Annotated in this window: 26 protein-coding genes; 17 read left to right on the top strand and 9 right to left on the bottom strand. The window is 60.3% G+C overall.

What is annotated here, in order from left to right; translation table 11 throughout:
- Positions 1-312: 312 nt before the first annotated feature.
- On the bottom strand, positions 313-1,737 hold the full coding sequence (gene aspA / locus HU718_RS00575; RefSeq protein ID WP_007912102.1) for an aspartate ammonia-lyase: 1,425 nt from the start codon (positions 1,735-1,737) through the stop codon (positions 313-315).
- 180 nt (positions 1,738-1,917) lie between these two features.
- Between aspA and HU718_RS00570 the strand changes: the two genes are divergently transcribed.
- The 5 genes from HU718_RS00570 to HU718_RS00550 all read left to right on the top strand — a co-directional run bounded on the left by HU718_RS00570 (position 1,918) and on the right by HU718_RS00550 (position 5,731).
- Positions 1,918-2,826, top strand: a complete 909-nt coding sequence (locus HU718_RS00570; RefSeq protein ID WP_038359390.1) for a LysR substrate-binding domain-containing protein — start codon at positions 1,918-1,920, stop codon at positions 2,824-2,826.
- A 333-nt stretch (positions 2,827-3,159) separates the two neighbouring features.
- Positions 3,160-3,651: a 5-(carboxyamino)imidazole ribonucleotide mutase gene (gene purE / locus HU718_RS00565; protein WP_007920220.1), complete on the top strand. Its 492-nt coding sequence runs from the start codon at positions 3,160-3,162 to the stop codon at positions 3,649-3,651.
- 10 nt (positions 3,652-3,661) lie between these two features.
- A complete protein-coding gene (locus tag HU718_RS00560) occupies positions 3,662-4,744 on the top strand; it encodes a 5-(carboxyamino)imidazole ribonucleotide synthase (RefSeq protein WP_186613265.1) in 1,083 nt (360 codons plus the stop codon).
- A gap of 111 nt (positions 4,745-4,855) precedes the next feature.
- Positions 4,856-5,101, top strand: coding sequence for a GlsB/YeaQ/YmgE family stress response membrane protein (locus HU718_RS00555; RefSeq protein WP_095187854.1), 246 nt, complete (start codon positions 4,856-4,858; stop codon positions 5,099-5,101).
- Between the two features lie 93 nt (positions 5,102-5,194).
- Positions 5,195-5,731 (top strand): DUF3299 domain-containing protein, encoded by a 537-nt coding sequence (locus tag HU718_RS00550; protein WP_186613267.1) that lies wholly within the window; start codon positions 5,195-5,197, stop codon positions 5,729-5,731.
- A 126-nt stretch (positions 5,732-5,857) separates the two neighbouring features.
- On the opposite strand, the gene HU718_RS00545 is transcribed toward HU718_RS00550, so the two are convergent.
- Both HU718_RS00545 and HU718_RS00540 read right to left on the bottom strand, forming a co-directional pair.
- Positions 5,858-6,757 (bottom strand): D-hexose-6-phosphate mutarotase, encoded by a 900-nt coding sequence (locus tag HU718_RS00545; protein ID WP_186613269.1) that lies wholly within the window; start codon positions 6,755-6,757, stop codon positions 5,858-5,860.
- A 57-nt stretch (positions 6,758-6,814) separates the two neighbouring features.
- The gene (locus tag HU718_RS00540) at positions 6,815-7,219 is read right to left on the bottom strand and encodes an acyl-CoA thioesterase (RefSeq protein WP_003229628.1); all 405 of its coding nucleotides are present in this window, start codon (positions 7,217-7,219) and stop codon (positions 6,815-6,817) included.
- A gap of 376 nt (positions 7,220-7,595) precedes the next feature.
- Here HU718_RS00540 and HU718_RS00535 point away from each other — a divergent pair, with 376 nt between their 5' ends.
- From HU718_RS00535 to HU718_RS00500, 8 genes are all read left to right on the top strand, one after another.
- The gene (locus HU718_RS00535; protein ID WP_186613271.1) at positions 7,596-8,894 is read left to right on the top strand and encodes an MFS transporter; all 1,299 of its coding nucleotides are present in this window, start codon (positions 7,596-7,598) and stop codon (positions 8,892-8,894) included.
- Between the two features lie 234 nt (positions 8,895-9,128).
- Entirely contained in the window at positions 9,129-10,127 is a 999-nt protein-coding gene (locus HU718_RS00530; RefSeq protein ID WP_007920246.1) for a phosphate ABC transporter substrate-binding protein PstS, read from the top strand.
- Positions 10,128-10,549: 422 nt separating this feature from the next.
- Positions 10,550-12,583 (top strand): ABC transporter permease subunit, encoded by a 2,034-nt coding sequence (locus HU718_RS00525; RefSeq protein WP_176470059.1) that lies wholly within the window; start codon positions 10,550-10,552, stop codon positions 12,581-12,583.
- Between the two features lie 16 nt (positions 12,584-12,599).
- Positions 12,600-14,270, top strand: coding sequence for a phosphate ABC transporter permease PstA (gene pstA / locus HU718_RS00520; protein ID WP_038359375.1), 1,671 nt, complete (start codon positions 12,600-12,602; stop codon positions 14,268-14,270).
- A gap of 93 nt (positions 14,271-14,363) precedes the next feature.
- Positions 14,364-15,197, top strand: a complete 834-nt coding sequence (pstB, locus tag HU718_RS00515) for a phosphate ABC transporter ATP-binding protein PstB (protein WP_034152104.1) — start codon at positions 14,364-14,366, stop codon at positions 15,195-15,197.
- A 121-nt stretch (positions 15,198-15,318) separates the two neighbouring features.
- Positions 15,319-16,080, top strand: a complete 762-nt coding sequence (phoU, locus tag HU718_RS00510; RefSeq protein ID WP_007954334.1) for a phosphate signaling complex protein PhoU — start codon at positions 15,319-15,321, stop codon at positions 16,078-16,080.
- A gap of 176 nt (positions 16,081-16,256) precedes the next feature.
- On the top strand, positions 16,257-17,213 hold the full coding sequence (locus HU718_RS00505) for a response regulator (RefSeq protein WP_150707773.1): 957 nt from the start codon (positions 16,257-16,259) through the stop codon (positions 17,211-17,213).
- 209 nt (positions 17,214-17,422) lie between these two features.
- Positions 17,423-18,319, top strand: coding sequence for a peptidoglycan DD-metalloendopeptidase family protein (locus HU718_RS00500; protein ID WP_102902466.1), 897 nt, complete (start codon positions 17,423-17,425; stop codon positions 18,317-18,319).
- 128 nt (positions 18,320-18,447) lie between these two features.
- Here the strand turns inward: HU718_RS00500 and HU718_RS00495 are convergent, their stop codons facing one another.
- From HU718_RS00495 to phoB, 3 genes are all read right to left on the bottom strand, one after another.
- Complete coding sequence (locus tag HU718_RS00495; RefSeq protein WP_007920256.1) at positions 18,448-19,788, bottom strand: hemolysin family protein; 1,341 nt, start codon at positions 19,786-19,788, stop codon at positions 18,448-18,450.
- A gap of 110 nt (positions 19,789-19,898) precedes the next feature.
- Positions 19,899-21,185 carry a phosphate regulon sensor histidine kinase PhoR gene (phoR, locus tag HU718_RS00490; RefSeq protein ID WP_189683892.1) on the bottom strand — a complete coding sequence of 429 codons (1,287 nt, stop codon included), beginning with the start codon at positions 21,183-21,185 and terminating at the stop codon, positions 19,899-19,901.
- 138 nt (positions 21,186-21,323) lie between these two features.
- Complete coding sequence (phoB, locus tag HU718_RS00485) at positions 21,324-22,013, bottom strand: phosphate regulon transcriptional regulator PhoB (protein WP_007896474.1); 690 nt, start codon at positions 22,011-22,013, stop codon at positions 21,324-21,326.
- A gap of 151 nt (positions 22,014-22,164) precedes the next feature.
- Here phoB and HU718_RS00480 point away from each other — a divergent pair, with 151 nt between their 5' ends.
- A complete protein-coding gene (locus HU718_RS00480; protein ID WP_150707775.1) occupies positions 22,165-22,548 on the top strand; it encodes a COG4315 family predicted lipoprotein in 384 nt (127 codons plus the stop codon).
- A 114-nt stretch (positions 22,549-22,662) separates the two neighbouring features.
- On the opposite strand, the gene ubiA is transcribed toward HU718_RS00480, so the two are convergent.
- Together ubiA and HU718_RS00470 are read right to left on the bottom strand one after the other, a co-directional pair.
- Positions 22,663-23,553 (bottom strand): 4-hydroxybenzoate octaprenyltransferase, encoded by an 891-nt coding sequence (gene ubiA / locus HU718_RS00475; RefSeq protein WP_186613275.1) that lies wholly within the window; start codon positions 23,551-23,553, stop codon positions 22,663-22,665.
- A complete protein-coding gene (locus HU718_RS00470) occupies positions 23,553-24,113 on the bottom strand; it encodes a chorismate--pyruvate lyase family protein (RefSeq protein ID WP_150728983.1) in 561 nt (186 codons plus the stop codon). Before HU718_RS00470 ends, ubiA begins: the two co-directional genes overlap by 1 nt.
- 201 nt (positions 24,114-24,314) lie before the next feature.
- Here HU718_RS00470 and HU718_RS00465 point away from each other — a divergent pair, with 201 nt between their 5' ends.
- The 3 genes from HU718_RS00465 to HU718_RS00455 all read left to right on the top strand — a co-directional run bounded on the left by HU718_RS00465 (position 24,315) and on the right by HU718_RS00455 (position 26,118).
- Positions 24,315-24,482, top strand: a complete 168-nt coding sequence (locus tag HU718_RS00465) for a rubredoxin (protein ID WP_003437744.1) — start codon at positions 24,315-24,317, stop codon at positions 24,480-24,482.
- A gap of 21 nt (positions 24,483-24,503) precedes the next feature.
- Positions 24,504-25,652 carry an NAD(P)/FAD-dependent oxidoreductase gene (locus tag HU718_RS00460; RefSeq protein WP_186613277.1) on the top strand — a complete coding sequence of 383 codons (1,149 nt, stop codon included), beginning with the start codon at positions 24,504-24,506 and terminating at the stop codon, positions 25,650-25,652.
- Between the two features lie 190 nt (positions 25,653-25,842).
- Positions 25,843-26,118, top strand: coding sequence for an HU family DNA-binding protein (locus tag HU718_RS00455; RefSeq protein WP_003213368.1), 276 nt, complete (start codon positions 25,843-25,845; stop codon positions 26,116-26,118).
- A gap of 96 nt (positions 26,119-26,214) precedes the next feature.
- On the opposite strand, the gene HU718_RS00450 is transcribed toward HU718_RS00455, so the two are convergent.
- Positions 26,215-26,571: a hypothetical protein gene (locus HU718_RS00450; RefSeq protein ID WP_186613279.1), complete on the bottom strand. Its 357-nt coding sequence runs from the start codon at positions 26,569-26,571 to the stop codon at positions 26,215-26,217.
- Between the last annotated feature and the right edge of the window lie 25 nt (positions 26,572-26,596).

Genomic DNA, 26,596 nt, shown 5'->3' with positions numbered 1-26,596 from the left:
TGCACAGTCGTGGTGCAAGCGACGAAACGAGGCTTTGAAACACCCGGCGTTACCGGCGCCGGGCTTGTGCAGGGACTGCTCTGTGTGGGAGCGAGCCTGCTCGCGAAAGCGGTACTGCAGACACATCGTTTTTGACTGTGCCGCCGTCTTCGCGAGCAGGCTCGCTCCCACATTGTTCAGTCCCCAGACATAAGGGTCTCAGGGTCAGAAAGTTAAAAAAAAGGGCTTGGGGACTAAATCCCCAAGCCCTCAAAAGGTGAGAGGTGTCTAGTCCCTCGACCTGGTGAGCGGTGCTACAAGTAACGCGTCGGCTCAGGCTTTGAGCGGAACCAGACGTGGAGCAATCATGTTTTCCGGGCGCAGGATGTCGGCGAGCATGGCTTCGTCGAGCAGACCTTCTTCGCGCACCAGTTCCAGTACGCCGCGGCCGCTCTCAAGAGCGAGGCCGGCGATACGGGTGGCGTTTTTGTAGCCGATGTACGGGTTCAGTGCGGTGACCAGACCGATCGAGTGCTCGACCAGTTCACGGCAGCGCGCTTCGTTGGCGGTGATGCCGACGATGCAGTGCTCGCGCAGCATGTCCATGGCGCGTTGCAGCAGGCGGATCGAGTCGAAGATCTTGAAAGCGATCAGTGGCTCCATCACGTTCAGCTGCAGCTGGCCGCCTTCGGCTGCCATGGTCAGCGCCAGGTCGTTACCGATCACCTGGAAAGCAACCTGGTTCACAGCTTCCGGGATCACCGGGTTGACCTTGCCGGGCATGATCGAGCTGCCTGGCTGACGCGCTGGCAGGTTGATTTCGTTGATGCCGGTGCGTGGGCCGCTGGACAGCAGGCGCAGGTCGTTGCAGATCTTCGACAGCTTCACCGCGGTGCGCTTGAGCATGCCGGAGAACAGCACGAAGGCGCCCATGTCGGAAGTCGCTTCGATCAGGTCGGCCGCCGGAACCAGCGGTTGACCGCTGATCAGGGCCAGACGCTGTACCGCCAGCGCTTGATAACGCGGGTCGGCGTTGATGCCGGTACCGATAGCGGTGCCGCCCAGGTTCACTTCAGTCAGCAGTTCCGGGGCCAGCGTCTTCAGACGGGCCAGGTCCTCGCCCATGGTGGTGGCGAAGGCACGGAATTCCTGGCCGAGGGTCATCGGCACGGCGTCTTGCAGCTGGGTACGGCCCATTTTCAGGACGTGATCGAATTCTTTGCCCTTGGCCGCGAACGCCTGAATCAGGCTGTCGAGGCTGGCCAGCAGGGTGTCGTGACCGAGCAGCAGGCCCAGGCGGATCGCCGTTGGGTAAGCGTCGTTGGTCGACTGCGCCATGTTGACGTCGTCGTTCGGGTGCAGGTACTGGTACTCGCCTTTCTGATGACCCATTGCTTCCAGAGCAATGTTGGCGATCACTTCGTTGGCGTTCATGTTGGTGGAAGTACCGGCGCCACCTTGAATCATGTCGACCACGAACTCTTCGTGGTAATCACCGCGGATCAATCGGGCACAGGCTTCGCTGATGGCAGCGTGCTTGGCTTCGCTCAGGTGACCCAACTCGCGGTTGGCGTCAGCGGCGGCCTGTTTGACCATTGCCAGACCGACAACCAGTTTCGGGTAATGCGAAATCGGAACGCCGGAGAGACGGAAGTTGTTCACCGCTCGCAGGGTCTGGATGCCGTAATACGCTTGAGCCGGTACTTCGAGGGCGCCAAGCAGGTCGTTTTCTGTGCGGAAAGATGCAGCGGAGGACATGATAGAAATCATCTCGATATGGACCCGGTCTGTGCCGGAACGCTGCGAATGCTAGGCTTGTGGGAAATTTTGGGCCAATGCTGTTCAGCACTGCCCTATGCACATTCGGCATAATGCCCGTGTGACGCCGCGTGCGCGGCAGACGTGTGACCCGTTTTGGTGCGTGTCCGGGAGGACGTGATGAATCTGGAAAGCAAATGGCTCGAGGACTTCAGTGCTCTGGCCGCCACCCGCAGCTTCTCGCAGGCGGCTGAACGGCGCTTCGTGACCCAGCCAGCGTTCAGTCGGCGGATCCGCAGTCTGGAGGCTGCACTGGGGCTGACCCTGGTCAATCGCTCGCGCACGCCGGTCGAGCTGACCGCCGCCGGACAATTGTTTCTGGTGACCGCGCGCACCGTGGTCGAACAGCTCGGCGAAGTGCTGCGCCATCTGCATCATCTGGAAGGCGGGCAGGGCGAAGTGATGCAAGTCGCGGCCGCTCACTCGCTGGCGCTGGGTTTCTTCCCGCGCTGGATCGCGCAACTGCGTAATGAAGGCTTGAACATCGCCACGCGCTTGGTCGCCACCAACGTCGGCGACGCGGTGCATGCGTTGCGTGAAGGTGGTTGCGATCTGATGCTGGCGTTCTACGACCCGGACGCGGCGATGCAGATGGACCCGGAGATTTTCCCGTCGCTGCATTTGGGCCAGACCGAGATGTTGCCGGTGTGCGCGGCGGATGCTGATGGCAAGCCGTTGTTCGATCTTGAGGGCGAAGCCAGCGTGCCGTTGCTGGCGTATAGCGCCGGGGCGTTTCTTGGTCGCTCGGTGAATGGTTTGTTGCGTCAGCGGCAGTTGCGCTTCACCACTATTTACGAAACCGCGATGGCTGACAGTCTGAAGAGCATGGCGTTGGAAGGGCTGGGCATTGCCTGGGTGCCGCAACTGAGTGTGCGCGCCGAACTGGCTCGCGGCGAACTGGTGGTTTGCGGCGGCCCGCAATGGCATGTGCCGTTGGAGATTCGCCTGTACCGTTGCGCACTGGTGCGTAAAGCCAACGTCCGTCTGCTGTGGCGCAAGCTCGAAGGCGGCGCCGCGCAAAACTCCTGAAACCACCCGCAGCCCCTGTGGGAGCGAGCCTGCTCGCGAATGCGGTGGGTCAGGCAGCATCAATGTTGACTGACACTCCCTCTTCGCGAGCAGGCTCGCTCCCACAATGGAATTTGTGGTGTGTCTGCGCTGACCTTCGAGTCAATAAAACCGGGCATTTGCGGCAGATGACAGATGGTCGCGCAGGGGGCTGTTTATTGCTTTCATTGCGGTATACTGCGCGGCCTTCGGCCGGCACGTCCGGCCATTTTTCGTACAATCAAGCCACGCAACCTGCGTGGCTTGTTGTTTTATGACGCGCCTGCGGGCGCTCCAGAGAGAAGAGGCGCGACGATGAGTGCACTGGTTGGCGTGATCATGGGCTCCAAGTCCGATTGGTCCACCCTTAGCCACACCGCCGATATGCTGGAAAAGCTCGGCATCCCGTACGAGGTCAAAGTGGTCTCTGCCCACCGTACCCCGGATCTGCTGTTCCAGTACGCCGAAGAGGCTGAAAGCCGCGGCATCGAGGTGATTATCGCCGGTGCCGGTGGCGCAGCCCACTTGCCAGGCATGTGTGCGGCCAAGACCCACCTGCCGGTGCTGGGCGTGCCGGTGCAGTCGGCCATGCTCTCGGGCGTCGACTCGCTGCTGTCGATCGTGCAGATGCCAGCGGGCATTCCGGTCGCCACCCTGGCCATCGGCAAGGCTGGCGCCATCAACGCCGCGCTGCTCTCGGCGAGCATCCTCGGCGCCAAGCATCCACAGTTCCACGCGGTACTGAAGACCTTCCGTGCCGAGCAGACAGACAGCGTCCTGGACAATCCAGACCCACGTATTGCCTGAGGTTGTTGAGATGAAGATCGGTGTAATCGGTGGCGGCCAGTTGGGTCGCATGTTGGCCCTGGCGGGCACTCCGCTGGGCATGAACTTCGCTTTCCTCGACCCTGCGCCGGACGCTTGTGCGGCCGCGCTGGGCGAACACCTGCGGGCCGATTACGGCGATCAGGATCATCTGCGCCAGCTCGCCGATGAAGTCGATCTGGTGACCTTCGAGTTCGAAAGCGTCCCGGCTGAAACCGTGGCGTTCCTGTCGCAATTCGTCCCGGTCTACCCGAGCGCCGAAGCCCTGCGCATCGCTCGCGATCGCTGGTTCGAAAAGAGCATGTTCAAGGACCTGGGCATCCCGACTCCAGCCTTCGCCGACATTCAATCGCAAGCCGATCTGGACGCCGCCGTAGCTTCGATCGGTCTGCCGGCCGTGTTGAAAACCCGCACCCTGGGTTATGACGGCAAGGGCCAGAAAGTCCTGCGCAAGCCGGAAGACGTGGTCGGCACCTTCGCCGAATTGGGCAGCGTTGCCTGCCTGCTGGAAGGCTTCGTGCCGTTTACCGGTGAAGTCTCGCTGATCGCCGTACGTGCTCGCGATGGCGAAACCAAGTTCTATCCGCTGGTACACAACACCCACGACAGCGGCATCCTCAAGTTGTCGGTTGCCAGTACCGATCACCCGTTGCAGGCGCTGGCCGAAGACTACTCGAGCCGCGTGCTCAAGCATTTGAACTACGTCGGCGTGATGGCGTTCGAGTTCTTTGAAGTCGACGGTGGCCTGAAAGCCAACGAAATCGCCCCGCGCGTGCACAACTCCGGGCACTGGACCACCGAAGGCGCCGAGTGCAGCCAGTTCGAAAACCACCTGCGCGCCGTTGCCGGCCTGCCGCTGGGTTCGACCGCCAAGGTTGGCGAGAGCGCGATGCTCAACTTCATCGGTGTGGTGCCGCCGGTTGAGAAAGTCATCGCCATCGAAGACTGCCATCTGCATCACTACGGCAAGGCATTCAAGGCCGGGCGCAAGGTCGGCCACGCCAACCTGCGCTGCGCCGACATGGCCACGCTGCAAGCGCAGATCGTCAAGGTTGAAGCGCTGATCGCCGAGTAAAACAGTTTCATGTGGCAGCGGCGGAACCATTCAGGGGCCGCCGTTCTCTCATGGCAGGATGCCAAAGTCTGTCTAGGCTTTGGCATATCTACCAAATCAGAGGGAAATGCCATGGGAATTATCGGAACCATCTTTATCGGCTTGATCGTCGGCCTGCTGGCGCGGTTCCTGAAACCGGGCGATGACAGCATGGGCTGGATCATGACCATCCTGCTCGGTATCGGCGGTTCGCTGGCAGCCACTTACGGCGGCCAGGCTCTGGGCATCTATCGCGCGGGCGAGGGCGCAGGTTTTATCGGCGCACTGGTCGGCGCCATCGTGTTGCTGGTGATCTACGGCCTGATCAAAAAGAACTGATCCAAAGCGACAAAGCCCTCTCTGCCAAAGTGGCCGGGAGGGCTAGAATGCTCGGCGATTCACTGTTCCTTCCTTTCTATACCGAGCACCTTCATGCGCCGTCTTCTGTTGACTCTCCTTTTCCTGGGCAGCGGTTTGGCCCACGCCGGCGAACTGCCGGAAACCGACTGGCTCGACCTGATGCCCAAGTCGGATCAAAAGGCCCTCGAGGCCATGCCTGAAATCGATCACAACTCCCCGGAAGCCATCGGCACCTTCACCGAGAAGGGCGGGATGAAGCAGGCCAAAGGTCTGCCGGCGGTGATGTATTCGAGCAAAACCGTAGCGTCGATGAATGACAAACACATTCGCATCGGCGGTTATCCGGTGCCGCTGGAGTCCGACGCCAAGGGTCGCAGCACGCTGTTCTTCCTTGTGCCGTATCCGGGCGCGTGCATCCACGTGCCGCCACCGCCGCCGAATCAACTGGTGCTGGTGCGTTATCCGAAAGGTTTGAAGCTGGATGATATCTACACGCCGCTGTGGGTGACCGGCACGCTGAAGGTCGAGAAGGTCAGTAATGATCTGGCTGACGCGGCGTATGCGCTGGAGGCGGACAAAGTGCGGGTGGTGCAGGAATCGGATCTCTAACAATCACCACGAAACAACTGTGGGAGCGAGCCTGCTCGCGAAAGCGGTGTGTCAGACATTTGAATGTTGACTGATACAACGCCTTCGCGAGCAGGCTCGCTCCCACATTTTGTATTGCGGTGTTGATTAGAGCGGTTTGCTGGCCACGCTGACGCCCATGGTGTGGCTCGCACCCGGCGCCAGATTCACCACGTCATCCATCACATTCGCCGTCTCGATGCACAACATGCGCTGCCAGCCATCGTTATCCATATCGGCCAACGCTGCCGCGCGATCGATCCACGGGTTCCAGATCACCGCCGTGCGTGAACCGGTAGCCGTCAGCACAATGCGTCGTTCCCAGGCCGGGTCGACTATGCTCAGCTGTGGCGGCGCATCGAGGTAGATGCGGTCGGTCTCACCGGCAAAATGCAGATCGCCTTGCTGACTGGTGGTTTTCCAGTCATCCAGCGTCTCGATGTACTTCAATCCATCCACGCCAGCGACATGCACATTGCGCACATCACTGACCGCGAAATAGGTGTGCAGCGCCTGACTCAGGCTGACGCTGTCACTGCCACGGTTATGGCTGGTCAGGCTGAAACTCAGTTGCTCGGACAGATGCAGGGTCAGGGTCAGATCGACCTGATGCGGCCAGCCCGGCAGGCCACCTTCGGGGTAGGGCAGCTTGAATTCGACCTTGACGCCGTCAGCCTCTGATTCGATGCCGCCCAACTCCCAATCCATCGCCCGCACCAGACCGTGCGCGGGTGCCGGTTGCTCGCCGGTGTACATGGCCTGCACGCTCTGCGGGTTGCGTTCGAACTTGCCGAACCACGGCCAGCACACCGGTACACCGGCGCGAATGCTTTTGCCCGTCTTGAAGTCGGCCTTGTCGTTGAGCCAGATGATCGGCGGTTGCCCATCGATCTGATAACTGAGGATGTGCGCGCCTTGCTGGGCCACCAGCACTTCGGCCTGACCGTGGCGGATGCGCCAGCAGTTCAGTTCATCCAGTTTCACCGCTTCAACGTTGGGCGTGTTCATGGGACAGCTCTCGATCAGTAACAAGGACCACTATCGACCGTCAAACGGCCACGAGGTTTAGCGCGCGCGCGGTGGAACCGAGCGAGTGCGGCCGCTGCCGTCGATGGCGACGAAGACGAAGACAGCTTCGGTGACTTTACGCCACTCGCTGGACAGCGGGTCGTCGCTCCACACTTCGACCATCATCTGGATCGAGCTGCGGCCGATTTCCAGAGTCTGGGTATAAAAGGACAATTGCGCGCCGACTGCCACAGGCACAAGGAACGCCATGCGATCAATGGCCACGGTAGCGACGCGCCCGCCAGCGACACGGCTGGCCATTGCGGTGCCGGCCAAATCCATCTGCGCTACCAGCCAGCCGCCGAAAATATCGCCAAAGCCGTTGGTTTCACGTGGAAGTGCGGTGATTTGCAGGGCCAGGTCGCCTTGCGGGATTGGATCTTCTTGTTCGAGCTCTATCATGCCGGGGGTGCCTCTGACCCGTGACTCTTCGTTGGTATTGCTGGTGGTAGCCGTCTTCGGGAAAAACGATTCAGCACCGAACCTACTACGTTCGTCACGTTTTCCATCAGGCGCCTAAGGAGAAACTCTGCGAAACCGGCTAATCCCGAGCAAAGGCCGGGCCAACGACGTTTTCGCACAGCAACCCCTTACAAACCGGAGCAGGTTGCGAGTATATCGGTCGGTAGACTCCACGACGACCATCCGGTTCTCATTTCGACCGTCAATTACGCGCCTCTATGTGCTTTTTCGAACAATTTGCTATGGTGCCGAACCTGCCCAAGCCACCGCCAGCGTTGTTGTGGCGGCAGATCCGACTATAAGAGAAGCCCTTGCCATGACCACAGCGCCTTCGAGCCTCGCGCAGCCCGAGCAACCCGCACGACCGTTGACCCGCAATGACTACAAGACTCTGTCGCTGTCCGCCCTCGGTGGTGCGCTGGAATTTTACGATTTCATCATCTTCGTCTTCTTCGCCACTGTGGTCGGCAAGCTGTTCTTCCCGGCCGACATGCCCGAGTGGCTGCGCCTGATGCAGACCTTCGGCATCTTCGCCGCCGGTTACCTCGCACGGCCGCTGGGCGGCATTGTCATGGCGCACTTCGGCGACCTGCTGGGGCGCAAGAAGATGTTCACCCTGAGCATTTTCATGATGGCCGTGCCGACCCTGATCATGGGTCTGCTGCCAACGTATGCACAGATCGGCATGTGGGCGCCGATCCTTCTTCTATTAATGCGGGTCATTCAAGGCGCGGCCATCGGCGGTGAAGTGCCGGGCGCCTGGGTCTTCGTTTCCGAACACGTACCGCAAAAGCACATGGGTTACGCCTGCGGCACCCTTACCAGCGGCCTGACCGCCGGTATTCTGCTCGGTTCGCTGGTCGCCACCGCGATCAACAGCATCTATACGCCTGCCGAGGTGTCCGATTACGCCTGGCGGATCCCGTTCCTGCTCGGTGGCGTGTTCGGCCTGTTCTCGGTGTATCTGCGTCGCTGGCTGCACGAAACCCCGGTATTCGCCGAGCTGCAATTGCGCAAGGCGCTGGCTGAAGAAGTGCCGCTGCGTGCGGTGCTGCGTGACCATCGCGGCGCGATTGCGATCTCGATGCTGCTGACCTGGTTGCTCTCCGCTGGCATCGTCGTAGTCATTCTGATGACCCCGACTGTGCTGCAAACGGTCTATCACTTCTCGCCGACCGAGTCGCTGCAATCGAACAGTCTGGCGATCGTGTTCCTGAGCATTGGCTGCGTCATCTCCGGCGCATTGGCAGATCGCTTTGGCGCCGGTCGCGTATTCGTGTTCGGTTGCCTGGGCTTGCTGATCAGCTCCTGGACCTTCTATCACAGCCTCGCTGATCACCCGAACTGGCTGTTCCCGCTGTACGCGCTGACCGGTTTTCTGGTCGGCACCATTGGTGCGGTGCCGTATGTGATGGTCAAAGCGTTCCCGCCGGTGGTGCGGTTTAGCGGGCTGTCGTTCTCGTACAACGTGGCTTATGCGATTTTTGGTGGGTTGACGCCGATGGTGGTCAGTCTCCTGCTGAAAGAAAGCGCGATGGGGCCTGCCTACTATGTGGCGGTGCTGTGCGCGATGGGGATTCTGGTGGGGGCGTGGCTCTGGAAGAAGGGGCGCTGATCCGGAATCTCCTCCAGCAGTACCGGCCCTTTCGCGAGCAGGCTCGCTCCCACATTTGGAATGCATTTCAACTGTGGGAGCGAGCCTGCTCGCGAATGGGGGCACTACGAATCATCCAGTAAAAACCCGAATGCTGGCCTTTCATCCAATTGTCATATTTCAGCCATAGAGTGTTCACACGGCCTGCTGATACTTGGCCCCGACTTAACACACCCTATCTGCTAGGAGTAAGGCATGAAACTGAAGCGTTTGATGGCGGCAATGACTTTTGTCGCTGCTGGCGTTGCGACTGCCAACGCGGTTGCCGCTGTTGACCCTGCTATCCCGAGCTACACCAAGACCACTGGTGTGTCGGGCAACCTGTCCAGCGTCGGCTCCGATACCCTGGCCAACCTCATGACCCTGTGGGCTGAGAACTACAAAAAAGAATACCCGAACGTCAACATCCAGATTCAGGCCGCTGGCTCCGCCACTGCGCCACCTGCGCTGACTGAAGGCACCTCCAACCTGGGCCCGATGAGCCGCAAGATGAAGGACACCGAACTGGCGGCCTTCGAGCAGAAGTACGGTTACAAGCCGACCGCTATCCCGGTGGCTGTGGATGCCCTGGCCGTATTCGTGCACAAGGACAACCCGATCCAGCACCTGACCATGGAACAGGTTGACGCGATCTTCTCGTCGACCCGTCTGTGCGGCGCCAAAGCCGACGTGAAAACCTGGGGCGAACTGGGTGTGACCGGCGACCTGGCCAACAAGCCAGTACAACTGTTCGGCCGTAACTCGGTATCCGGCACCTACGGCTACTTCAAAGAAGAAGCCCTGTGCAAAGGCGACTACAAGCCAAACGTCAACGAACAACCAGGTTCGGCGTCGGTGGTGCAGTCGATCAGCTCCTCGCTGAACGGCATCGGTTACTCGGGCATCGGTTACAAGACTGCCAGCGTGAAAACCGTGCCATTGGCCAAGAAAGGCAGCACTGACTTCATCGAAGACACCGAAGAAAACGCCCTGAACGGCAAATACCCGCTGTCGCGTTTCCTCTACGTTTACGTCAACAAAGCCCCGAACAAGCCTCTGGCTCCGCTGGAAGCTGAGTTCGTGAAACTGGTGCTGTCGAAGCAGGGCCAGGAAGTTGTGGTGAAAGACGGCTACATCCCGCTGCCAGCCAAGGTTGCTGCAAAAGCACTGGCTGATCTGGGTCTGCAAGAAGGCGGCGCTGTCGCAAAGAAGTAACAAATTGAGTTCAGGGTGAACCCCACCGGACTCAGGTAAAAGGCCGGATCTGCTCGCAGGCCGGCCTTTTCCACACCTCAAATTTTTGATCCTCTGCCAGTCCCGCTGGCGGTGGATTAGCTGCGTCACTGCATTGTCATCTTTCTGTCATACAGGATCGCTAGGGTGAGCGCATGAATGATCTGGCCAATTCCCAAATGACTACTAATCCTCCCAAGCGCATTGATTTCAATACGCCTGAGCTGCAACGCAAGCGCCGCATTCGCGCGCTCAAGGATCGCTTCACCCGCTGGTACGTCCTCGTTGGCGGTCTCGCGGTGCTGGCAGCCATCACCCTGATCTTCTTCTTCCTCGCCTACGTGGTTGCGCCGCTGTTCCAGGGTGCCGACCTGACCGCGAAAGACTCGATCACCCCAGCCTGGATGCAGGACGCCGGCAAGCCGCTGATGATTTCGCTCGAAGAGCAGAATCAGGTGGCCATGCGCGTTTCCGACAAGGGCCAGGCATTGTTCTTTGATATCGACAGTGGCGCTGAACTGAAGCGCGTCGATCTGCCGGTGCCTGCCGGCGCCACCGTGACCTCGATTGGTGAAGACCAGCCGGGCCATCCGCTGGTGGCCGTGGGCCTGTCCAACGGTCAGGCGCTGGTGTTCCGTCACACCTATAAAGTCAGCTACCCCGATGGCAAGAAAACCATCAGCCCGGCCATCGAGTATCCGTATGGCGAGACGCCGATCGCGCTGAACGAGGCCGGCGGTGCGCTGGAGCATGTCAGCCTGAATGCCACCGACACGACGCTGATGCTGGTCGGTTCGACCGGTTCGCAACTCAACGTTCTGTCGCTGACCAGCGAAGAAAACATGATGACTGGTGAAGTCACCAACGAGCAGAAGCGTATCGATCTGCCGCAAATGACTGAGCCGGTGAAAAACATCTTCGTCGACCCGCGCCAGCAGTGGCTGTACGTGGTCAACGGTCGCGCTCAGGCCGATGTGTTCAGCCTGCGCGACAAGAGCCTCAACGGGCGCTACAAACTGCTGGAAAACGCTGACGCTGAAGTCACCGCGACCACGCAACTGGTCGGTGGTATCTCGCTGATCGTCGGCGACTCCAAGGGTGGTCTGGCCCAATGGTTCATGGCCCGCGACACCGATGGCGAGCTGCGCCTGAAGCAGATCCGCACTTTCCAGATGGGCACCACGCCAATCGTTGAAATCAGCGCTGAAGAGCGTCGCAAAGGCTTCCTCGCCCTGGATGCCAGCGGCAAGCTTGGCGTGTTCCACAGCACCGCGCACCGCACCTTGCTGGTCGATCAGGTGGTCGAAGGCCAAGGCCTGTTCGGGCTGTCGCCGCGCGCCAACCGTGTGATCGTCGAAGCCGGTGGCAAACTGCAGCCATTGCTGCTCGACAACCCGCACCCGGAAGTGTCGTGGAGCGCGCTGTGGAGCAAGGTCTGGTACGAGAACTACGACGAGCCAAAATACGTCTGGCAATCGACCGCCGCCAACACCGATTTCGAACCGAAACTGAGCCTGTCGCCACTGACCTTCGGCACTCTGAAAGCTGCGTTCTACGCCATGCTGCTCGCTGCTCCACTGGCCGTTGCCGCGGCGATCTACACCGCGTACTTCATGGCCCCGGGCATGCGCCGCAAGGTCAAACCGGTGATCGAGCTGATGGAAGCGATGCCGACGGTGATCCTCGGTTTCTTCGCCGGCCTGTTCCTCGCGCCATATGTCGAAGGGCATCTGCCGGGCATCTTCAGCCTGCTGATGTTGCTGCCGATCGGCATTCTGGTCGCCGGTTTCACCTTCAGCCGCCTGCCTGAATCGATCCGCCTGAAAGTCCCGGATGGCTGGGAAAGTGCGCTGCTGATTCCGGTGATTCTGTTTGTGGGCTGGCTGTCGCTGTACATGAGCCCGTTCATGGAGAACTGGTTCTTCGGCGGTGACATGCGCATGTGGATCTCCCACGATCTGGGCATCACCTACGACCAGCGCAACGCTCTGGTGGTCGGTCTGGCCATGGGCTTCGCGGTGATCCCGAACATCTACTCGATCGCTGAAGACGCCGTGTTCAGTGTGCCGCGCGGCCTGACGCTTGGCTCGCTGGCCCTCGGTGCCACGCCGTGGCAGACCATGACTCGCGTGGTGATCCTGACCGCCAGCCCGGGGATCTTCTCGGCGCTGATGATCGGCATGGGTCGCGCGGTCGGCGAAACCATGATCGTGCTGATGGCCACCGGTAACACCCCGGTCATGGAAATGAACCTGTTCGAAGGCCTGCGCACCCTGGCCGCCAACGTCGCGGTGGAAATGCCCGAGTCGGAAGTCGGCGGCAGCCACTACCGCGTGCTGTTCCTCTCGGCGCTGGTGCTGCTGTTGTTCACCTTCGTCATGAACACCCTGGCAGAACTGATTCGTCAGCGTCTGCGCAAGAAATACTCGTCGCTTTAAGCAAAGGTAGAAGTCTGTGAAACAGAACTCCCTGAAAGGATGGTTCAAGAGCGGCGCCCCGGGCGTCTGGATCAGCGGTGGCGCGGTGTCCATCGCGGTCATCATGACCATTGGCCTGCTGGCGGTGATTGCCGTGCGCGGTCTGGGTCACTTCTGGCCGGCGGACCTGGTCCACGCCAACTACGACGTACCGGGCCAGGCCAATCACCTGGTCATCGGCGAAGTGGTACAGAAAGAAGAAGTGCCTCGCGCCCGTCTGAAGAGCGCCGGTTTGCCGGTGCCCGATGAAGGCCCGGAATTCATGACCCGCGAGCTGATCAAGGTCGGCAACCGTGACCTGAACGGCAACGACTTCACCTGGATCGTCGGCGAGTGGCTGACCAACCAGACCACGCCGCCAGAACTGATGGCGATCGAGCGTCGCGAGTGGGGCAACTTCTACGGCTACCTGGTCAACGTCAAACAGGACGGCAAAGTCATCGCCGAGGGCGAGGCTGCCTGGCCTGAGCTGCAGGCGCGGATCAACCGTGTAAACGGTCTGGCGGCACAACTGAAGTCGCTGGAAAAAACCGATATCGGTGCGATCAACGCAGGGCTGGAGCGTATCCGTCTGCACGGTCGCAAACTGGAACTGGAAGGCAAACTCGACGCCACCGCGCAAGCGGACATGGAGTCCGAGCGTGCCGAGTTGAATGCGCGTTATCAGGACATCGAAGCGCGTCTGGCCGATCTGCATGCGCAGTTCAACCGCGATGCCCTGACCGCTCGTGATGCCAACGGCAAAGAGATTGAAATCGGTCTGGGCAAAGTGGTTCACGCCTACCAGCCGAACGCGATGAGCACCTTCACCAAGGTCGGCTTCTACTTCAGCAAGATCTGGGAATTCCTTTCGGACGACCCGCGTGAAGCGAACACCGAAGGCGGGATTTTCCCGGCGATCTTCGGCACCGTGATGATGACGTTGATCATGGCGATGATCGTCACCCCGTTCGGCGTGCTGGCGGCGGTGTACCTGCGTGAATACGCCAAACAGAACACCCTGACACGGATCATCCGTATCGCGGTGAACAACCTGGCGGGTGTACCTGCGATCGTTTACGGCGTATTCGGTCTGGGCTTCTTCGTTTACGTGCTGGGTGGTTCGGTTGACCGCTTGTTCTTCCCGGAAGCATTGCCGGCACCGACCTTCGGTACACCGGGCCTGCTGTGGGCCTCGCTGACGCTGGCACTGCTGGCGGTGCCGGTGGTGATCGTCGCGACCGAGGAAGGTCTGGCGCGTATTCCGCGCACCGTGCGTGAAGGCTCGTTGGCCCTCGGCGCGACCAAGGCTGAAACCTTGTGGAAGATTGTGATTCCGATGGCCAGCCCGGCAATGATGACCGGCATGATTCTCGCCGTGGCCCGTGCCGCCGGTGAAGTGGCGCCGCTGATGCTGGTCGGTGTGGTGAAACTGGCGCCGTCGCTGCCGGTGGACGGCAACTACCCGTACCTGCACCTGGATCAGAAGATCATGCACCTGGGCTTCCACATTTACGACGTCGGCTTCCAGAGCCCGAACGTCGAAGCGGCCCGCCCGCTGGTGTACGCCACGGCGCTGTTGCTGGTGTTGGTAATCGCGACGTTGAACCTGTCGGCGGTGTATATCCGTAACCACCTGCGCGAAAAATACAAAGCACTGGATAGCTAAAGCCATTAGCCACAAGCGGCAAGCTACAAGCCGCTTTTGCTCAAACTTGCAGCTTGCAGCTAGAAGCTCGCAGCTACGAACGGAGTGAGAACCATGCAGCACGAAACACATACCCACGGCATCAATATGTCTGCCCTGGGCCGCGACAAGCAGAGCCTCAGTCTCGAGCAGGAAACCGTGGCCATCGAAGTACCGGGCCTGAGCCTGTACTACGGCGAGAAACAAGCGCTGTTCGATGTCAGCATGAACATCCCGAAGCAGCGCGTGACCGCGTTCATCGGCCCGTCCGGCTGCGGTAAGTCGACGCTGCTGCGTACCTTCAACCGCATGAACGACCTGGTTGACGGCTGCCGCGTAGAAGGCGCGATCAACCTGTACGGCAACAATATCTATCGCAAAGGCGAAGACGTTGCCGAGCTGCGTCGCCGCGTCGGCATGGTGTTCCAGAAGCCCAACCCGTTCCCGAAGACCATCTACGAAAACGTGGTCTACGGCTTGCGCATCCAGGGCATCAACAAGAAGCGCGTCCTCGACGAAGCGGTCGAGTGGGCGTTGAAAGGCGCGGCACTGTGGGACGAAGTCAAAGACCGTCTGCACGAATCGGCACTCGGCCTGTCCGGTGGTCAGCAACAACGTCTGGTGATCGCCCGTACCATCGCGGTTGAGCCGGAAGTGCTGCTGCTCGACGAACCGTGCTCGGCCCTCGACCCGATCTCGACCCTGAAAGTCGAAGAGCTGATCTACGAGCTGAAATCCAAGTTCACCATCGTCATCGTGACCCACAACATGCAGCAGGCGGCGCGTGTGTCCGACTACACGGCGTTCATGTACATGGGCAAACTGGTGGAATTCGGCGACACCGATACCCTGTTTACCAATCCGGCGAAGAAGCAGACCGAAGACTACATCACCGGTCGATACGGTTGACCGTACAGCCGCGAGCTTCAAGCTGCGAGCGGCAAGTCAAAGCGGTTCAGCGTAACGACAAATTTCAGCTTGCAGCTCGTAGCTTGCAGCTCTTGGTTAAAGCTTTTGCGGAGCGAACACAATGATTTCTAAGGAAGGCCTTACCCATCACATCTCTGCGCAGTTCAACGCTGAGCTTGAGGAAGTGCGCAGCCACCTCCTGGCCATGGGCGGGCTGGTCGAGAAGCAGGTCAACGACGCGGTGACCGCGCTGATCGAGGCCGACTCCGGTCTGGCTCAGCAGGTGCGCGAGATCGACGACCAGATCAACCAGATGGAACGCAACATCGACGAAGAATGCCTGCGTATTCTCGCCCGTCGTCAACCGGCGGCGTCCGACCTGCGTTTGATCATCAGCATTTCCAAGTCGGTGATCGACCTTGAGCGCATCGGCGACGAAGCGACCAAGATCGCCCGTCGCGCGATTCAGTTGTGTGAAGAAGGCGAAGCGCCGCGCGGTTACGTCGAGGTTCGCCACATTGGCGACCAGGTGCGCAACATGGTTCGTGATGCGCTGGACGCGTTTGCCCGTTTCGATGCCGATCTGGCGTTGTCGGTGGCGCAGTACGACAAGATCATCGACCGCGAATACAAGACTGCGCTGCGCGAGCTGGCCACCTACATGATGGAAGACCCGCGCTCTATCTCGCGGGTCTTGAGCATCATTTGGGTGCTGCGTTCGCTGGAACGCATCGGCGATCACGCGCGCAACATCTCCGAACTGGTCATCTATCTGGTGCGCGGCACCGACGTGCGCCACATGGGCCTCAAGCGCATGAAGGAAGAAGTTGAAGGGACAAGCGGCGAAACCGCTAATGTTCCGGGCGATGCTGACGATAAGTAAGATTGCCTGAGAAAAGCGCCCGGCCCTTTGGCCGGGCGTTTTTGTTTGTGCTTTTCATGGGCAGATTCGATTAAAAAGCAGCACCCGCGAACGAAAAGTCCCGGCGTGACTGAAGAGTTTTGGCAATGTGCCATCAGCCAGCGTTATGCTTGCCGGGATTTTAATAGGGGTGTTGGATGAGCAAGATCAGTGTGTTGGTCGTGGACGATGCTTCGTTCATTCGTGACCTGGTGAAAAAGTGCCTGCGTAATTACTTCCCGGGGATCCGCACCGAGGACGCCGTCAACGGTAAAAAGGCGCAGGCCATGCTGGCCAGAGAAGCCTTCGACCTGGTCCTGTGCGACTGGGAAATGCCGGAAATGTCCGGTCTCGAGCTGCTGACCTGGTGCCGCGAGCAAGACAACCTCAAGACCATGCCGTTCGTCATGGTCACCAGCCGTGGTGACAAGGAAAACGTCGTGCAGGCGATTCAGGCTGGTGTTTCCGGCTACGTCAGCAAGCCGTTCACCAACGAGCAACTGCTGACCAAGGTCAAACAGGCGCTGAACAAGGTCGGCAAGCTCGACACCCTGATGAACAGCGCGCCAACCAAGATGAACTCGGCGTTCGGTAACGATTCCCTGAGCGCCTTGACCGGCGGCAAGCCTGCCGTGGTCGGCGGCGCGCCGGCAGCTGCTGCGGTCAATCCGTTTGCCAAGCCTGTTGCTGCCGCGCCAGCGCCCGCTGCTGTGCCATCCCGTGGCCTGCTCAACAGCCCACCGGTCAAGGCACCAGCCGCTGCGTCGGCTCCGGCCAGTGGGCGCGGTCAGGGCCAATTGCGCCTGCCAAGCGGTACTCAGCAATGCGTGATCAAGGCCCTGAGCATCAAGGAAGCGTTGTTGGTGGTGAAACGCACCGACACCCTGCCGCAGATCCTCGACAGCGCCGTGCTCGATCTGGAGCAGGGCGACAACGCTGAGATTGCCCGCCTCAACGGCTATCTGCACGCGGTCGTCGCGTTTGAGCCGAAACCGGACAGCGAATGGCTGCAACTGACCTTCCGTTTCGTCGACCAGGACGCGCAGAAGCTCGACTACATCTCTCGCCTGATCGCCCGCGGCACGGCGCAGAAGCACTTCGTTCCGGGCGCGTGATCTTCGTCGCCTGACAGTCCGCCTTTGCTTGCAGGCTCGCTCCCACCCTGGAATGCATTCCAAATGTGGGAGCGAGCCTGCTCGCGAAGGGGCCATCACTTGCACCACCAATCTCCCAGACTGGCCAATTTGAAACATCTGTCGACTAGCCTGGTCTGCTTCACCTGCTAGGCTCATTTCCAGGCCTTCCTTTCGACAGACTCTTGCCCATGCTCGCGCGCCTGCTGTTTTTCTATGGTCTCTTCATGGCCTCCTCCTCGGCTGTGGCCATGACCATTTACAAATCCACCGATGCCAACGGCGTGGTCTCGTACAGCGACCGCCCGAGCAAAGGCGCGCAGGTGTTCGTCTTTCAGGATCGGATGGTCGAACGCCTCGAGCGCCAGGTCTACCTCGATATCAAGAAGCAGAAGGGCACCGACGTAGTGTTCGTACGCAACGATCTGTATGCCCCGGTTGAGGTGGCGCTGGCGTTTACCGGGTTGAGCAATGTGCGTGGCGCACCGGCGCAAACCATCCGCCGCGTGCTGCCAGCGCGCAGTAATACGCGGCTGGCGCTGCTGACGGCGGTGTCCGGCAAGCAGCCGCTGGTGTATACGCCGCAATTTCATTATTCCCTCGGCGACCCCGCTGGAACCGCGCAGGGCTATCGTTATCCGCTGCCATGGCGCGGTGGGCCGTTCCGCCTGAGTCAGGGTGCCAACGGCCAATACAGCCACTACGGGCCGAAGAACAAGTACGCGATGGACATCGCCATGCCGGTCGGCACGCCGATCATTGCCGCGCGGGCCGGGGTGGTGGTGAAGACCGAGAACTCCCAGAGCGGGCGCGGTAATGATGCGTCCGGCAATTTCGTGCGGGTGCTGCACGACGACGGCACGATGGGCGTGTACCTGCACCTCAAACAAGGTTCGGTGAGCGTGCGCGAGGGGCAAAGGGTGACGGTGGGCAGTCCGTTGGCGCTGTCAGGCAACACCGGCAACAGCAGCGGCCCGCACCTGCACTTTGTGGTGCAGCGCAATACCGGAGACGGGTTGGTGTCGATTCCGTATCAGTTCAATCAGCCGCTGGGGGCTTTGCCCAACTTTGCGTTGGGCAAGCAGTGATGAAGTATCTGATCTGACGCCTTCGTCGGAACGCCGCCCGGAGCAGGCTCGCTCCCACAGTTGAAATGCATTCCAGAGTGGGAGCGAGCCTGCTCGCGAAAGGGGTGGCGCGGTGCTGGATCAGCCCATCAATCCAGCATCAACACCTTCGCCAGCACAATCTTCGGCCCTTTCATCTTCTTGATGATGATGCGCAGACCTTCGACTTCCAGCACTTCTTCCTCTTCCGGCACCCGTTTCAGGGTTTCGTAGACCAGCCCGGCGAGGGTTTCCGCTTCGATGTGATCAAGGTCGATGCCCAGCAGGCGTTCCACCTTGAACAGCGGCGTGTCGCCACGCACCAGCAACTTGCCCGGCTGATAGGCGAGAATCCCGCGCTCAGCCTTGCGGTGTTCGTCCTGAATATCGCCAACCAGCACTTCCAGCACGTCTTCCATGGTCAGGTAGCCGATGATGTTGCCGTCAGCCTCCTCGACCACGGCAAAGTGCGAGCCACCCTTGCGGAACTGCTCCAGCAATTGCGACAGCGGCATGTGCCGTGACACGCGCTCCAGCGGGCGGGTCAGTTCAGCCAGGTTGAACGACTCGGGAATGTGGTCCAGCGCCGCCAGTTCCAGCAGCAGATCCTTGATGTGCAGCAGGCCGACGAACTCCTGGCGTTCGCTGTCGTACACCGGATAACGGCTGAACTTGTGGCGACGGAACATCGCCAGAATTTCTTTCAGCGGCGCGTTGAATTCGAGCGTGATCAGGTCTTCGCGGGAGTTGGCCCAGTCGACCACTTCCAGCTCGCCCATTTCCACCGCCGATGCCAATACACGCATGCCCTGATCGCTCGGATCCTGGCCACGGCTGGAGTGCAGGATCAGTTTCAGTTCTTCGCGGCTGTAATGGTGCTCGTGGTGCGGGCCGGGTTCGCCCTGGCCGGCGATACGCAGAATCGCGTTGGCGCTGGCGTTGAGCAGGTAGATCGCCGGGTACATCGCCCAGTAGAACAGGTACAGCGGCACGGCCGTCCACAGCGACAGCAGCTCGGGTTTACGGATCGCCCAGGATTTCGGGGCCAGTTCACCGACCACGATGTGCAGGTACGAAATGATGAAGAACGCGGTGAAGAACGACACGCCTTTGACGATTTCCGGCGACTGCACGCCGACCGCACTCAGCAGCGGCTCGAGGATGTGTGCGAACGCCGGTTCACCGACCCAGCCAAGGCCAAGCGAGGCGAGGGTGATACCCAGCTGACAGGCCGAGAGGTACGCATCGAGCTGGCTGTGTACGGTGCGCAGGATGTGCCCGCGCCAGCCGTTCTGATCGGCGATGGCCTCGACCCGGGTAGAGCGCAGTTTGACCATGGCGAATTCCGCCGCAACGAAAAAGCCGTTGAGCAAAACCAGGATCAGAGCAAAAAGGATCATGCCGAAATCGGCGAATATTGTTGCGAGGGACAAGCCAGGGGAAGGGTCCATGATGGAGTTTTGCGGGTTCCGTGTGATTCAAGAGAGGTAAAAGTCGCGCCTGAAAGGCAGGCACAAGTCAGCCAATGTAGCGGCTGACCTGGCGATTGCCTAGTGCGACATTACTCAGCGGCGCTGATCGCCCGCGCCTGGGCCACCTGAGCCGGGGCGAAATGGCAGGTGAATGTGCTGCCATGGCCGGGCACGCTGCTGATCTCCATGCGTGCGCGGTGGCGCAGCAACACGTGCTTGACGATGGCCAGGCCCAGGCCTGTGCCGCCAGTGTTGGAGTTGCGGCTGGAGTCGACGCGATAGAAGCGTTCAGTCAGGCGCGGCAGGTGTTTGCTGTCGATGCCGATCCCGGAATCCTGCACGCTCAGGTGTGCGCCTTGATCGTCACCCCACCAGCGAATGCGGATGTTGCCCTCGGCCGGGGTGTATTTCACTGCGTTGAACACCAGATTGGAAAACGCGCTGCGCAATTCCGCTTCGCTGCCCTTGAGCAACAGGCCGGCGTCAGCGTCGAGGGTGATGCGCTGGTTCTTTGCGCCGGACAATTGCTGAGCATCGCTCTTGATCGATTGCAGCAGCGAGTCGACCTGCACCGGTTGGTTGTCCGACGGGTAATCGGTAGCTTCGAGTTTCGCCAGCAGCAACAAATCGTTGAGCAGTGTCTGCATGCGTCCGCCCTGTTGTTGCATCTGCTGCAGGGCGCGGCTCCAGCGCGGATTCACTTCCTCGACGTTGTCGAGCAGGGTTTCCAGATAGCCGCAGATCACCGTCAGCGGTGTGCGCAACTCGTGGGAGACGTTGGCGATGAAGTCTTTGCGCATCTGTTCCAACTGATGGATACGCGTGACGTCGCGCACCAGCATCAAGTGTTCATTGTTGCCGTAGCGGGTCAGGTACAGCTGAATGCGCACGCGATCATTGGTCGGCGAGGGGATTTCCAGCGGCTCGGCGTAGCTGTCCTGCTCGAAGTATTCCTTGAAGCGCGGATGCCGTACCAGGTTGGTCACCGGTTGGCCGCTGTCTTGCGGAGTCTTGAGGCCGAGCAGGGTTTCGGCGGCGCGGTTCCACCATTCCAGGTTGCCGTCGCTGTCGAGCATGATCACCGCGTCTTTCAGCGCGGCGGTGGATTCCTGAACCCGGTCGATCACCGCTTGCAGACGCCCGCGTACGCGTTGGTCGCGGCGTTGCAGGTGGTAGATGCTGTCGAACACCTCGCCCCACAGGCCATAGCCGTCGGGCGGTGCTTCGTCGGGTTGATGCTGGCGCAGCCATTCGTGCAGCCGCAGCAATTGCTTGAGCGTCCAGCCCAGATAAATCCCCAGACCCGCCGCGAGGCTCCAGCCGTAATAGCCGGTGATCAGGCCGATCACCAGGCAGGCGGTGACCAGCAACAGCATGTGGCGAATCAGGGTGCCATGCCAGTTTTGATTCACGGAGCGTCCTTAACGCAGCTTCGAGTTTCAAGCCACAAGCTTCAAGCTAAAGCGGATCGGCTTCAACTTGCCGCTTGTAGCTAAAAGCTTGCAGCTGCTTTTTTATGCTTTGGTGGAAAACCGGTAGCCGGTGCCGCGCACGGTTTGTACCAGATTTTCGTAAGCGTCGCCGAGGGCCTTGCGCAGGCGGCGGATGTGCACGTCGACGGTGCGCTCTTCCACATAGACGTTGCCGCCCCAGACCTGATCCAGCAACTGGCCACGGGTGTAGGCGCGTTCCTGATGGGTCATGAAGAATTGCAGCAGACGGTATTCGGTCGGGCCCATCTCGGCCGGTTTGCCGTCGATGGTCACGCGGTGGCTGATCGGGTCGAGCAGCAGGCCGCCAACTTCGATCGGCGCTTCGCCGTCGGTCGGACCGGCGCGGCGCAGCACGGCTTTGAGACGGGCGACCAGTTCGCGCGGGGAAAACGGTTTGGTGATGTAGTCGTCGGCACCGACTTCAAGACCCTGGATCTTGTTGTCCTCTTCGCCCTTGGCGGTGAGCATGATGATCGGGATGTCCCCGGTCAGCTCATCGCGCTTCAGGCGACGGGCCAGCTCGATGCCGGAGGTGCCGGGCAGCATCCAGTCGAGCAGGATCAGGTCCGGCTTACGGTCGACGATGATGGCGTGGGCCTGCTGCGAGTTCTCTGCCTCGAGGCAGTCATAGCCGGCCATTTCCAACGCAACGGCGATCATTTCGCGAATGGGCGCTTCGTCGTCGACGATCAGAATGCTCCTGCCAACCATGCCTTAATCCTCTTGTCATTTAACTGTCTTGCGCCGCATTAGATAACGGAATTATTGCAGTCGTGTGACAGTATTTTAGTCCGGCGGCGATTGTGCAAATCCTGAACTAAGCTCTAAGTCCGAATCCTGACAACCACAAAAGAAGGTTTCCATGACTCAAATGACTGTTTCTTTCAAAGCCCTGCTGATGGCTGCGGCCCTGACTCTGCCTGGATTTGCGCTGGCTGCGGATCCGGCGATGGAGAAGGACGGCATGTACACCGACCACAAGGGCATGACCCTGTATACCTTCGCCAAGGACTCGGGCGGCAAGTCGATGTGCAACGACAAATGCGCAACGAACTGGCCGCCGTTGATGGCGGCGGCGGGTGACAAATCGATGGGTGACTGGACGGTGATCAAACGCGACGACGGCACGATGCAATGGGCCTATCAAGGCATGCCGCTGTACACCTTCGTGATGGACAAGAAAGCCGGTGACATGACCGGTGACGGCAAAATGGACGGCGCGTGGAAAGTCGCAAAGGCCAAATAAACGCAATGCCCCCTGTGGGAGCGAGCCTGCTCGCGAAAGCGGTGTGTCAGTTAACGCAATGGCTGACTGACACGACGCCTTCGCGAGCAGGCTCGCTCCCACAGTTGTGAATCCTCAGCGCAATGCGTAATCCAGCACGATCCCGACGAAAATCGCCAACCCCGCCCAGTGGTTGTGCAAAAACGCCTTGAAGCAGCGCATGCGGTCGCGATCTCGCGTGTACCAGAATTCCCACGCGTAGCACCCGGCAGCCACCAGCAAGCCGAGATGGAACCACATCCCCAACTCGAACTTCGAACCGGCCAGCAACAGGCAACCCAGCGACAACGCCTGCAAGCCTAGGATGATCACTCGATCCGCTTCGCCGAAGAGAATCGCCGTCGACTTCACGCCGATCTTCAAATCGTCATCGCGATCAGTCATCGCGTAATAGGTGTCGTAACCCACCGTCCACAGCAGATTGGCGATCCACAGCAGCCACGCCGCCGCCGGCAACTCGCCGGTCTCGGCAGTGAACGCCATCGGCATGCCCCACGAGAACGCCGCACCCAGCACCACTTGTGGGTAATAGGTGTAGCGCTTCATGAACGGATAAGTGAACGCCAGCGCCAAACCGCCCAGCGACAACCAAATGGTCGGTGCGTTGGTGCACAGCACCAGCAGAAAACTCACACCCATCAACAGCGCAAAGAACACCAGCGCTTCTTTCGAACTGATTCTGCCCGCAGCCAATGGCCGTTGCGCGGTGCGTTTGACGTGGCCGTCGACCTTGCGATCGGCCCAGTCGTTGATCACGCAACCGCCGGCGCGGGTCAGCACCACGCCGAGGACGAAAATCACCACGTTGGCCAGCGACGGCGAGCCTTTGCCGGCAATCCACAGCGCCCACAGGGTTGGCCAGAGCAGCAGGTAAATGCCGATCGGCTTGTCCATTCGGGTCAACTGAATGAAATCCCAGGCGCGCGGGTTCAAGCGATTCAGGGACTTGAGCAGGCTCTGATACATCAGCAGTTCTCCGGATGGGCGCGGGCGGCGCGCCACAGGCTCGGCAGGAAGATTTCCGCGACCAGTACGCTTAACGCGCCACGGTCGAAGCGCGACCGCCGGCCCCACAATTCTGGCGCTTTCGCGGCTGGCGGCAGCCATTGTTCAGGGTAGTGGCAAACTTCGAGGGCGCGGCGCTGGAACGCCTGATCGCAAAACAGCAATTCGCCCAGCGAGCGGCTGCCCAGTTCGTCCATGTGCAAACCGTCGCCCTGCAAAGCGGCGCGCGAAGCGACGCTGCGGGCAAACACCCAGGCTTCGCCGTGACCGCGCAAATACACCTCGCGCACCCAGCCTTCGCTGCCCTCGGCCAGATCCAGTGCGGCACATTCGTCAGCGCGCAGGGTGTCCCAGCCTTCAAACAGTGGCGTGACGCTGAAGCTGTCATTGGACAACCGGGTCAGTCGGCGGGTGAGGGAGCCTTCGTCGAACAACCAGTCGAGGGTCAACGAATCGGGGAGGGGCGTCAGTCGGCTTTGGGTCAGCCAGAGCGGGGTCGGGCAGGCATTTGAATGTTGCACAATGAGTCATTATTGGCCGCAAATGAGGCGGCGAGCTTACCATGGCGAGCTGCGCTATTGATTGATCCGGGTCGCCATTGCGCCGAACAGGCTTGCATCTGCCCGGCACCATCAGTACAAAACGCCCTGAGCCGGATGGCAGCGCAACACCCATCGACCGTCCGCGCCGGCACCCAGCCTGAACCCTGAGGAAGTACCTGAATGAAAAAGTGGCAATGCATCGTCTGTGGCCTGATCTACAACGAAGCCGATGGCTGGCCGGATGACGGCATCGCGCCGGGCACCCTGTGGCAAGACGTACCGGAAGACTGGCTGTGCCCGGACTGCGGCGTCGGCAAGATGGACTTCGAAATGATCGAAATCAACTAAGCAAATCGAAAGGAATAAGGCATGAGCGCACCTGTCGTCATCATTGGCACTGGCCTTGCGGGCTACAACCTGGCCCGCGAGTTTCGCAAACTCGACAGCGAAACCCCGCTGCTGCTGATCACGGCTGATGACGGCCGCTCTTACTCCAAGCCGATGCTCTCCACCGGTTTCGGCAAGAACAAAGACGCCGATGGCCTGAGCATGGCCGAACCGGGCGCCATGGCCGAGCAGTTGAAAGCCGAGGTGCGCACCCACACGCGCATCAGCGGCATCGATGCCGGCCACAAGCGCTTGTGGATCGGCGAAGAAGCGGTTTACTACCGCGACCTGATCCTCGCTTGGGGTGCAGAAACCGTGCGTGTGCCCATCGAAGGCGATGGCGCGGATCTGGTGTTCCCGATCAACGATCTCGAAGATTACGCGCGCTTTCGCGCAGCGGCGGCCGGCAAGCGCCGGGTGCTGTTGCTCGGCGCCGGCCTGATCGGCTGCGAATTCGCCAACGACTTGATCCTCGGCGGCTACGAAGTGCAACTGGTTGCACCCTGTGAACAAGTCATGCCGATGCTGCTACACCCGGCCGCTGCGGCTGCCGTGCAGGCCGGACTGGAAAGCCTCGGTGCGAAATTCCACCTCGGCCCCGTGCTGACCCGATTGCAGAAAGTCGCCGACGGACTGGAAGCGCATCTGTCCGACGGCCAGGTCATTCCTTGCGACGTGGTGGTCTCGGCCATCGGCCTGCGTCCGCGCATCGATCTGGCGGCGGCCGCTGGCGTACAGGTCAATCGCGGCGTCGTGGTCGATCGGCACCTGAAAACCTCTCACGCCAATATCTACGCCTTGGGCGACTGCGCCGAGGTCGACGGGCTGAATCTGCTGTACGTAATGCCCCTCATGAGCTGTGCGCGAGCACTGGCACAAACACTGGCAGGAAACCCTACGGCGGTCAGCTACGGCCCGATGCCGATCACCGTGAAAACCCCGGTTTGCCCGTTGGTGGTTTCGCCGCCGCCACGCGGTAGCGAAGGCGTTTGGACCGTTGAAGGGCAGGGCGCCGACATCAAGGCGCTGTGCCACGGTGCCGACGGTCAGTTGCTCGGTTATGCGCTGACCGGTGCGGCGGTCATGGAAAAACTGGCCCTGAACAAACAGCTTCCGGCCCTGCTGGCGTAAATACCGGTCGTTCTGTCGGAATCACCCCGCTTTTGCCCCTACAAAGGTCGCGGGGAGACTGGCGCCGCCGGTATCCGCGTGCCATTCTCACTCCCGTCTGCCGCAGAGTAGAGCCTGCGGCGCCTTGGGCGCTGTTCCAACGAGAACAGCACGGACATAACAACAAAAAACCGTCAAAGGGGCTTCACTAATGCGTAAACCAGAACTCGCCGCTGCAATCGCTGAAAAAGCAGATCTGACCAAAGAACAGGCCAACCGCGTACTCAACGCCGTTCTCGAAGAAATCACCGGCGCTCTGCACCGCAAGGACAGCGTGACGCTGGTCGGCTTCGGCACCTTCCTGCAACGCCACCGCGGCGCCCGCACCGGCAAAAACCCGCAGACCGGCGAACCGGTCAAAATCAAGGCCAGCAACACCGTTGCGTTCAAGCCAGGCAAGTCGTTGAAAGACAGCGTTAATCCATAAGTGCGGCGGATCCCCTGAATAGCGGGGGAACACTGTAATAAAAAATGGGCACACCGATTGCGGTCGGGTGCCCATTTTTTGTGGCTGCAAATCGGCTTATTGACGCCGGAAGCAGGCCTTGCCATTGCCGAAGTCCACGGCCAGGCAATTTGGCTCAATAGTCAATTGCAGATCCTCGAACAGGGCAGACAAATCGTTATCGGAAGCAGGCTTGGTTGCACTTTTCAGCGTCAGTATGTCCTTGTCCACCTGCCAGTTGCCTTTGGCAAAACCGTCGGCACTGCCGTACGACACACCCGCGTCAAAGGTGCCGTCCTTGCGCAGCAGCAATTCAGCGCCCATTTCCATCGCGCCAATCAGGTAATAATGGCCGTCCAGTGACGGGGTGTCCGCTGATGCTTGGGTGGTTGGCAGCCACATAAGTGCTGCGAAAAAAACGGCTTTCAATTCCATGAGGTGAAGCTCCTTACCAGCCTTT

Source organism: Pseudomonas tensinigenes (assembly GCF_014268445.2).
GTDB lineage: Bacteria > Pseudomonadota > Gammaproteobacteria > Pseudomonadales > Pseudomonadaceae > Aquipseudomonas > Aquipseudomonas tensinigenes.
The sequence above is the reverse complement of the archived record's forward strand: the minus strand, read 5'-3'. Positions and strand labels throughout refer to the sequence as shown.

Excerpts from the sequence above, each read along its gene's own strand:
- HU718_RS00505 (WP_150707773.1), top strand. The coding sequence starts at position 16,257 with ATGAGCAAGATCAGTGTGTTGGTCGTGGACGATGCTTCGTTCATTCGT.
- phoU (WP_007954334.1), top strand. The coding sequence starts at position 15,319 with ATGATTTCTAAGGAAGGCCTTACCCATCACATCTCTGCGCAGTTCAAC.
- HU718_RS00495 (WP_007920256.1), bottom strand. The coding sequence starts at position 19,788 with ATGGACCCTTCCCCTGGCTTGTCCCTCGCAACAATATTCGCCGATTTC.
- HU718_RS00480 (WP_150707775.1), top strand. The coding sequence starts at position 22,165 with ATGACTCAAATGACTGTTTCTTTCAAAGCCCTGCTGATGGCTGCGGCC.
- purE (WP_007920220.1), top strand. The coding sequence starts at position 3,160 with ATGAGTGCACTGGTTGGCGTGATCATGGGCTCCAAGTCCGATTGGTCC.
- pstB (WP_034152104.1), top strand. The coding sequence starts at position 14,364 with ATGCAGCACGAAACACATACCCACGGCATCAATATGTCTGCCCTGGGC.
- ubiA (WP_186613275.1), bottom strand. The coding sequence starts at position 23,553 with ATGTATCAGAGCCTGCTCAAGTCCCTGAATCGCTTGAACCCGCGCGCC.
- phoB (WP_007896474.1), bottom strand. The coding sequence starts at position 22,013 with ATGGTTGGCAGGAGCATTCTGATCGTCGACGACGAAGCGCCCATTCGC.
- HU718_RS00465 (WP_003437744.1), top strand. The coding sequence starts at position 24,315 with ATGAAAAAGTGGCAATGCATCGTCTGTGGCCTGATCTACAACGAAGCC.
- phoR (WP_189683892.1), bottom strand. The coding sequence starts at position 21,185 with ATGCTGTTGCTGGTCACCGCCTGCCTGGTGATCGGCCTGATCACCGGC.
- aspA (WP_007912102.1), bottom strand. The coding sequence starts at position 1,737 with ATGTCCTCCGCTGCATCTTTCCGCACAGAAAACGACCTGCTTGGCGCC.
- HU718_RS00500 (WP_102902466.1), top strand. The coding sequence starts at position 17,423 with ATGCTCGCGCGCCTGCTGTTTTTCTATGGTCTCTTCATGGCCTCCTCC.
- HU718_RS00570 (WP_038359390.1), top strand. The coding sequence starts at position 1,918 with ATGAATCTGGAAAGCAAATGGCTCGAGGACTTCAGTGCTCTGGCCGCC.
- HU718_RS00540 (WP_003229628.1), bottom strand. The coding sequence starts at position 7,219 with ATGATAGAGCTCGAACAAGAAGATCCAATCCCGCAAGGCGACCTGGCC.
- HU718_RS00545 (WP_186613269.1), bottom strand. The coding sequence starts at position 6,757 with ATGAACACGCCCAACGTTGAAGCGGTGAAACTGGATGAACTGAACTGC.
- HU718_RS00555 (WP_095187854.1), top strand. The coding sequence starts at position 4,856 with ATGGGAATTATCGGAACCATCTTTATCGGCTTGATCGTCGGCCTGCTG.
- HU718_RS00450 (WP_186613279.1), bottom strand. The coding sequence starts at position 26,571 with ATGGAATTGAAAGCCGTTTTTTTCGCAGCACTTATGTGGCTGCCAACC.
- HU718_RS00455 (WP_003213368.1), top strand. The coding sequence starts at position 25,843 with ATGCGTAAACCAGAACTCGCCGCTGCAATCGCTGAAAAAGCAGATCTG.
- HU718_RS00530 (WP_007920246.1), top strand. The coding sequence starts at position 9,129 with ATGAAACTGAAGCGTTTGATGGCGGCAATGACTTTTGTCGCTGCTGGC.
- HU718_RS00525 (WP_176470059.1), top strand. The coding sequence starts at position 10,550 with ATGCAGGACGCCGGCAAGCCGCTGATGATTTCGCTCGAAGAGCAGAAT.
- HU718_RS00460 (WP_186613277.1), top strand. The coding sequence starts at position 24,504 with ATGAGCGCACCTGTCGTCATCATTGGCACTGGCCTTGCGGGCTACAAC.
- HU718_RS00535 (WP_186613271.1), top strand. The coding sequence starts at position 7,596 with ATGACCACAGCGCCTTCGAGCCTCGCGCAGCCCGAGCAACCCGCACGA.
- HU718_RS00550 (WP_186613267.1), top strand. The coding sequence starts at position 5,195 with ATGCGCCGTCTTCTGTTGACTCTCCTTTTCCTGGGCAGCGGTTTGGCC.
- HU718_RS00560 (WP_186613265.1), top strand. The coding sequence starts at position 3,662 with ATGAAGATCGGTGTAATCGGTGGCGGCCAGTTGGGTCGCATGTTGGCC.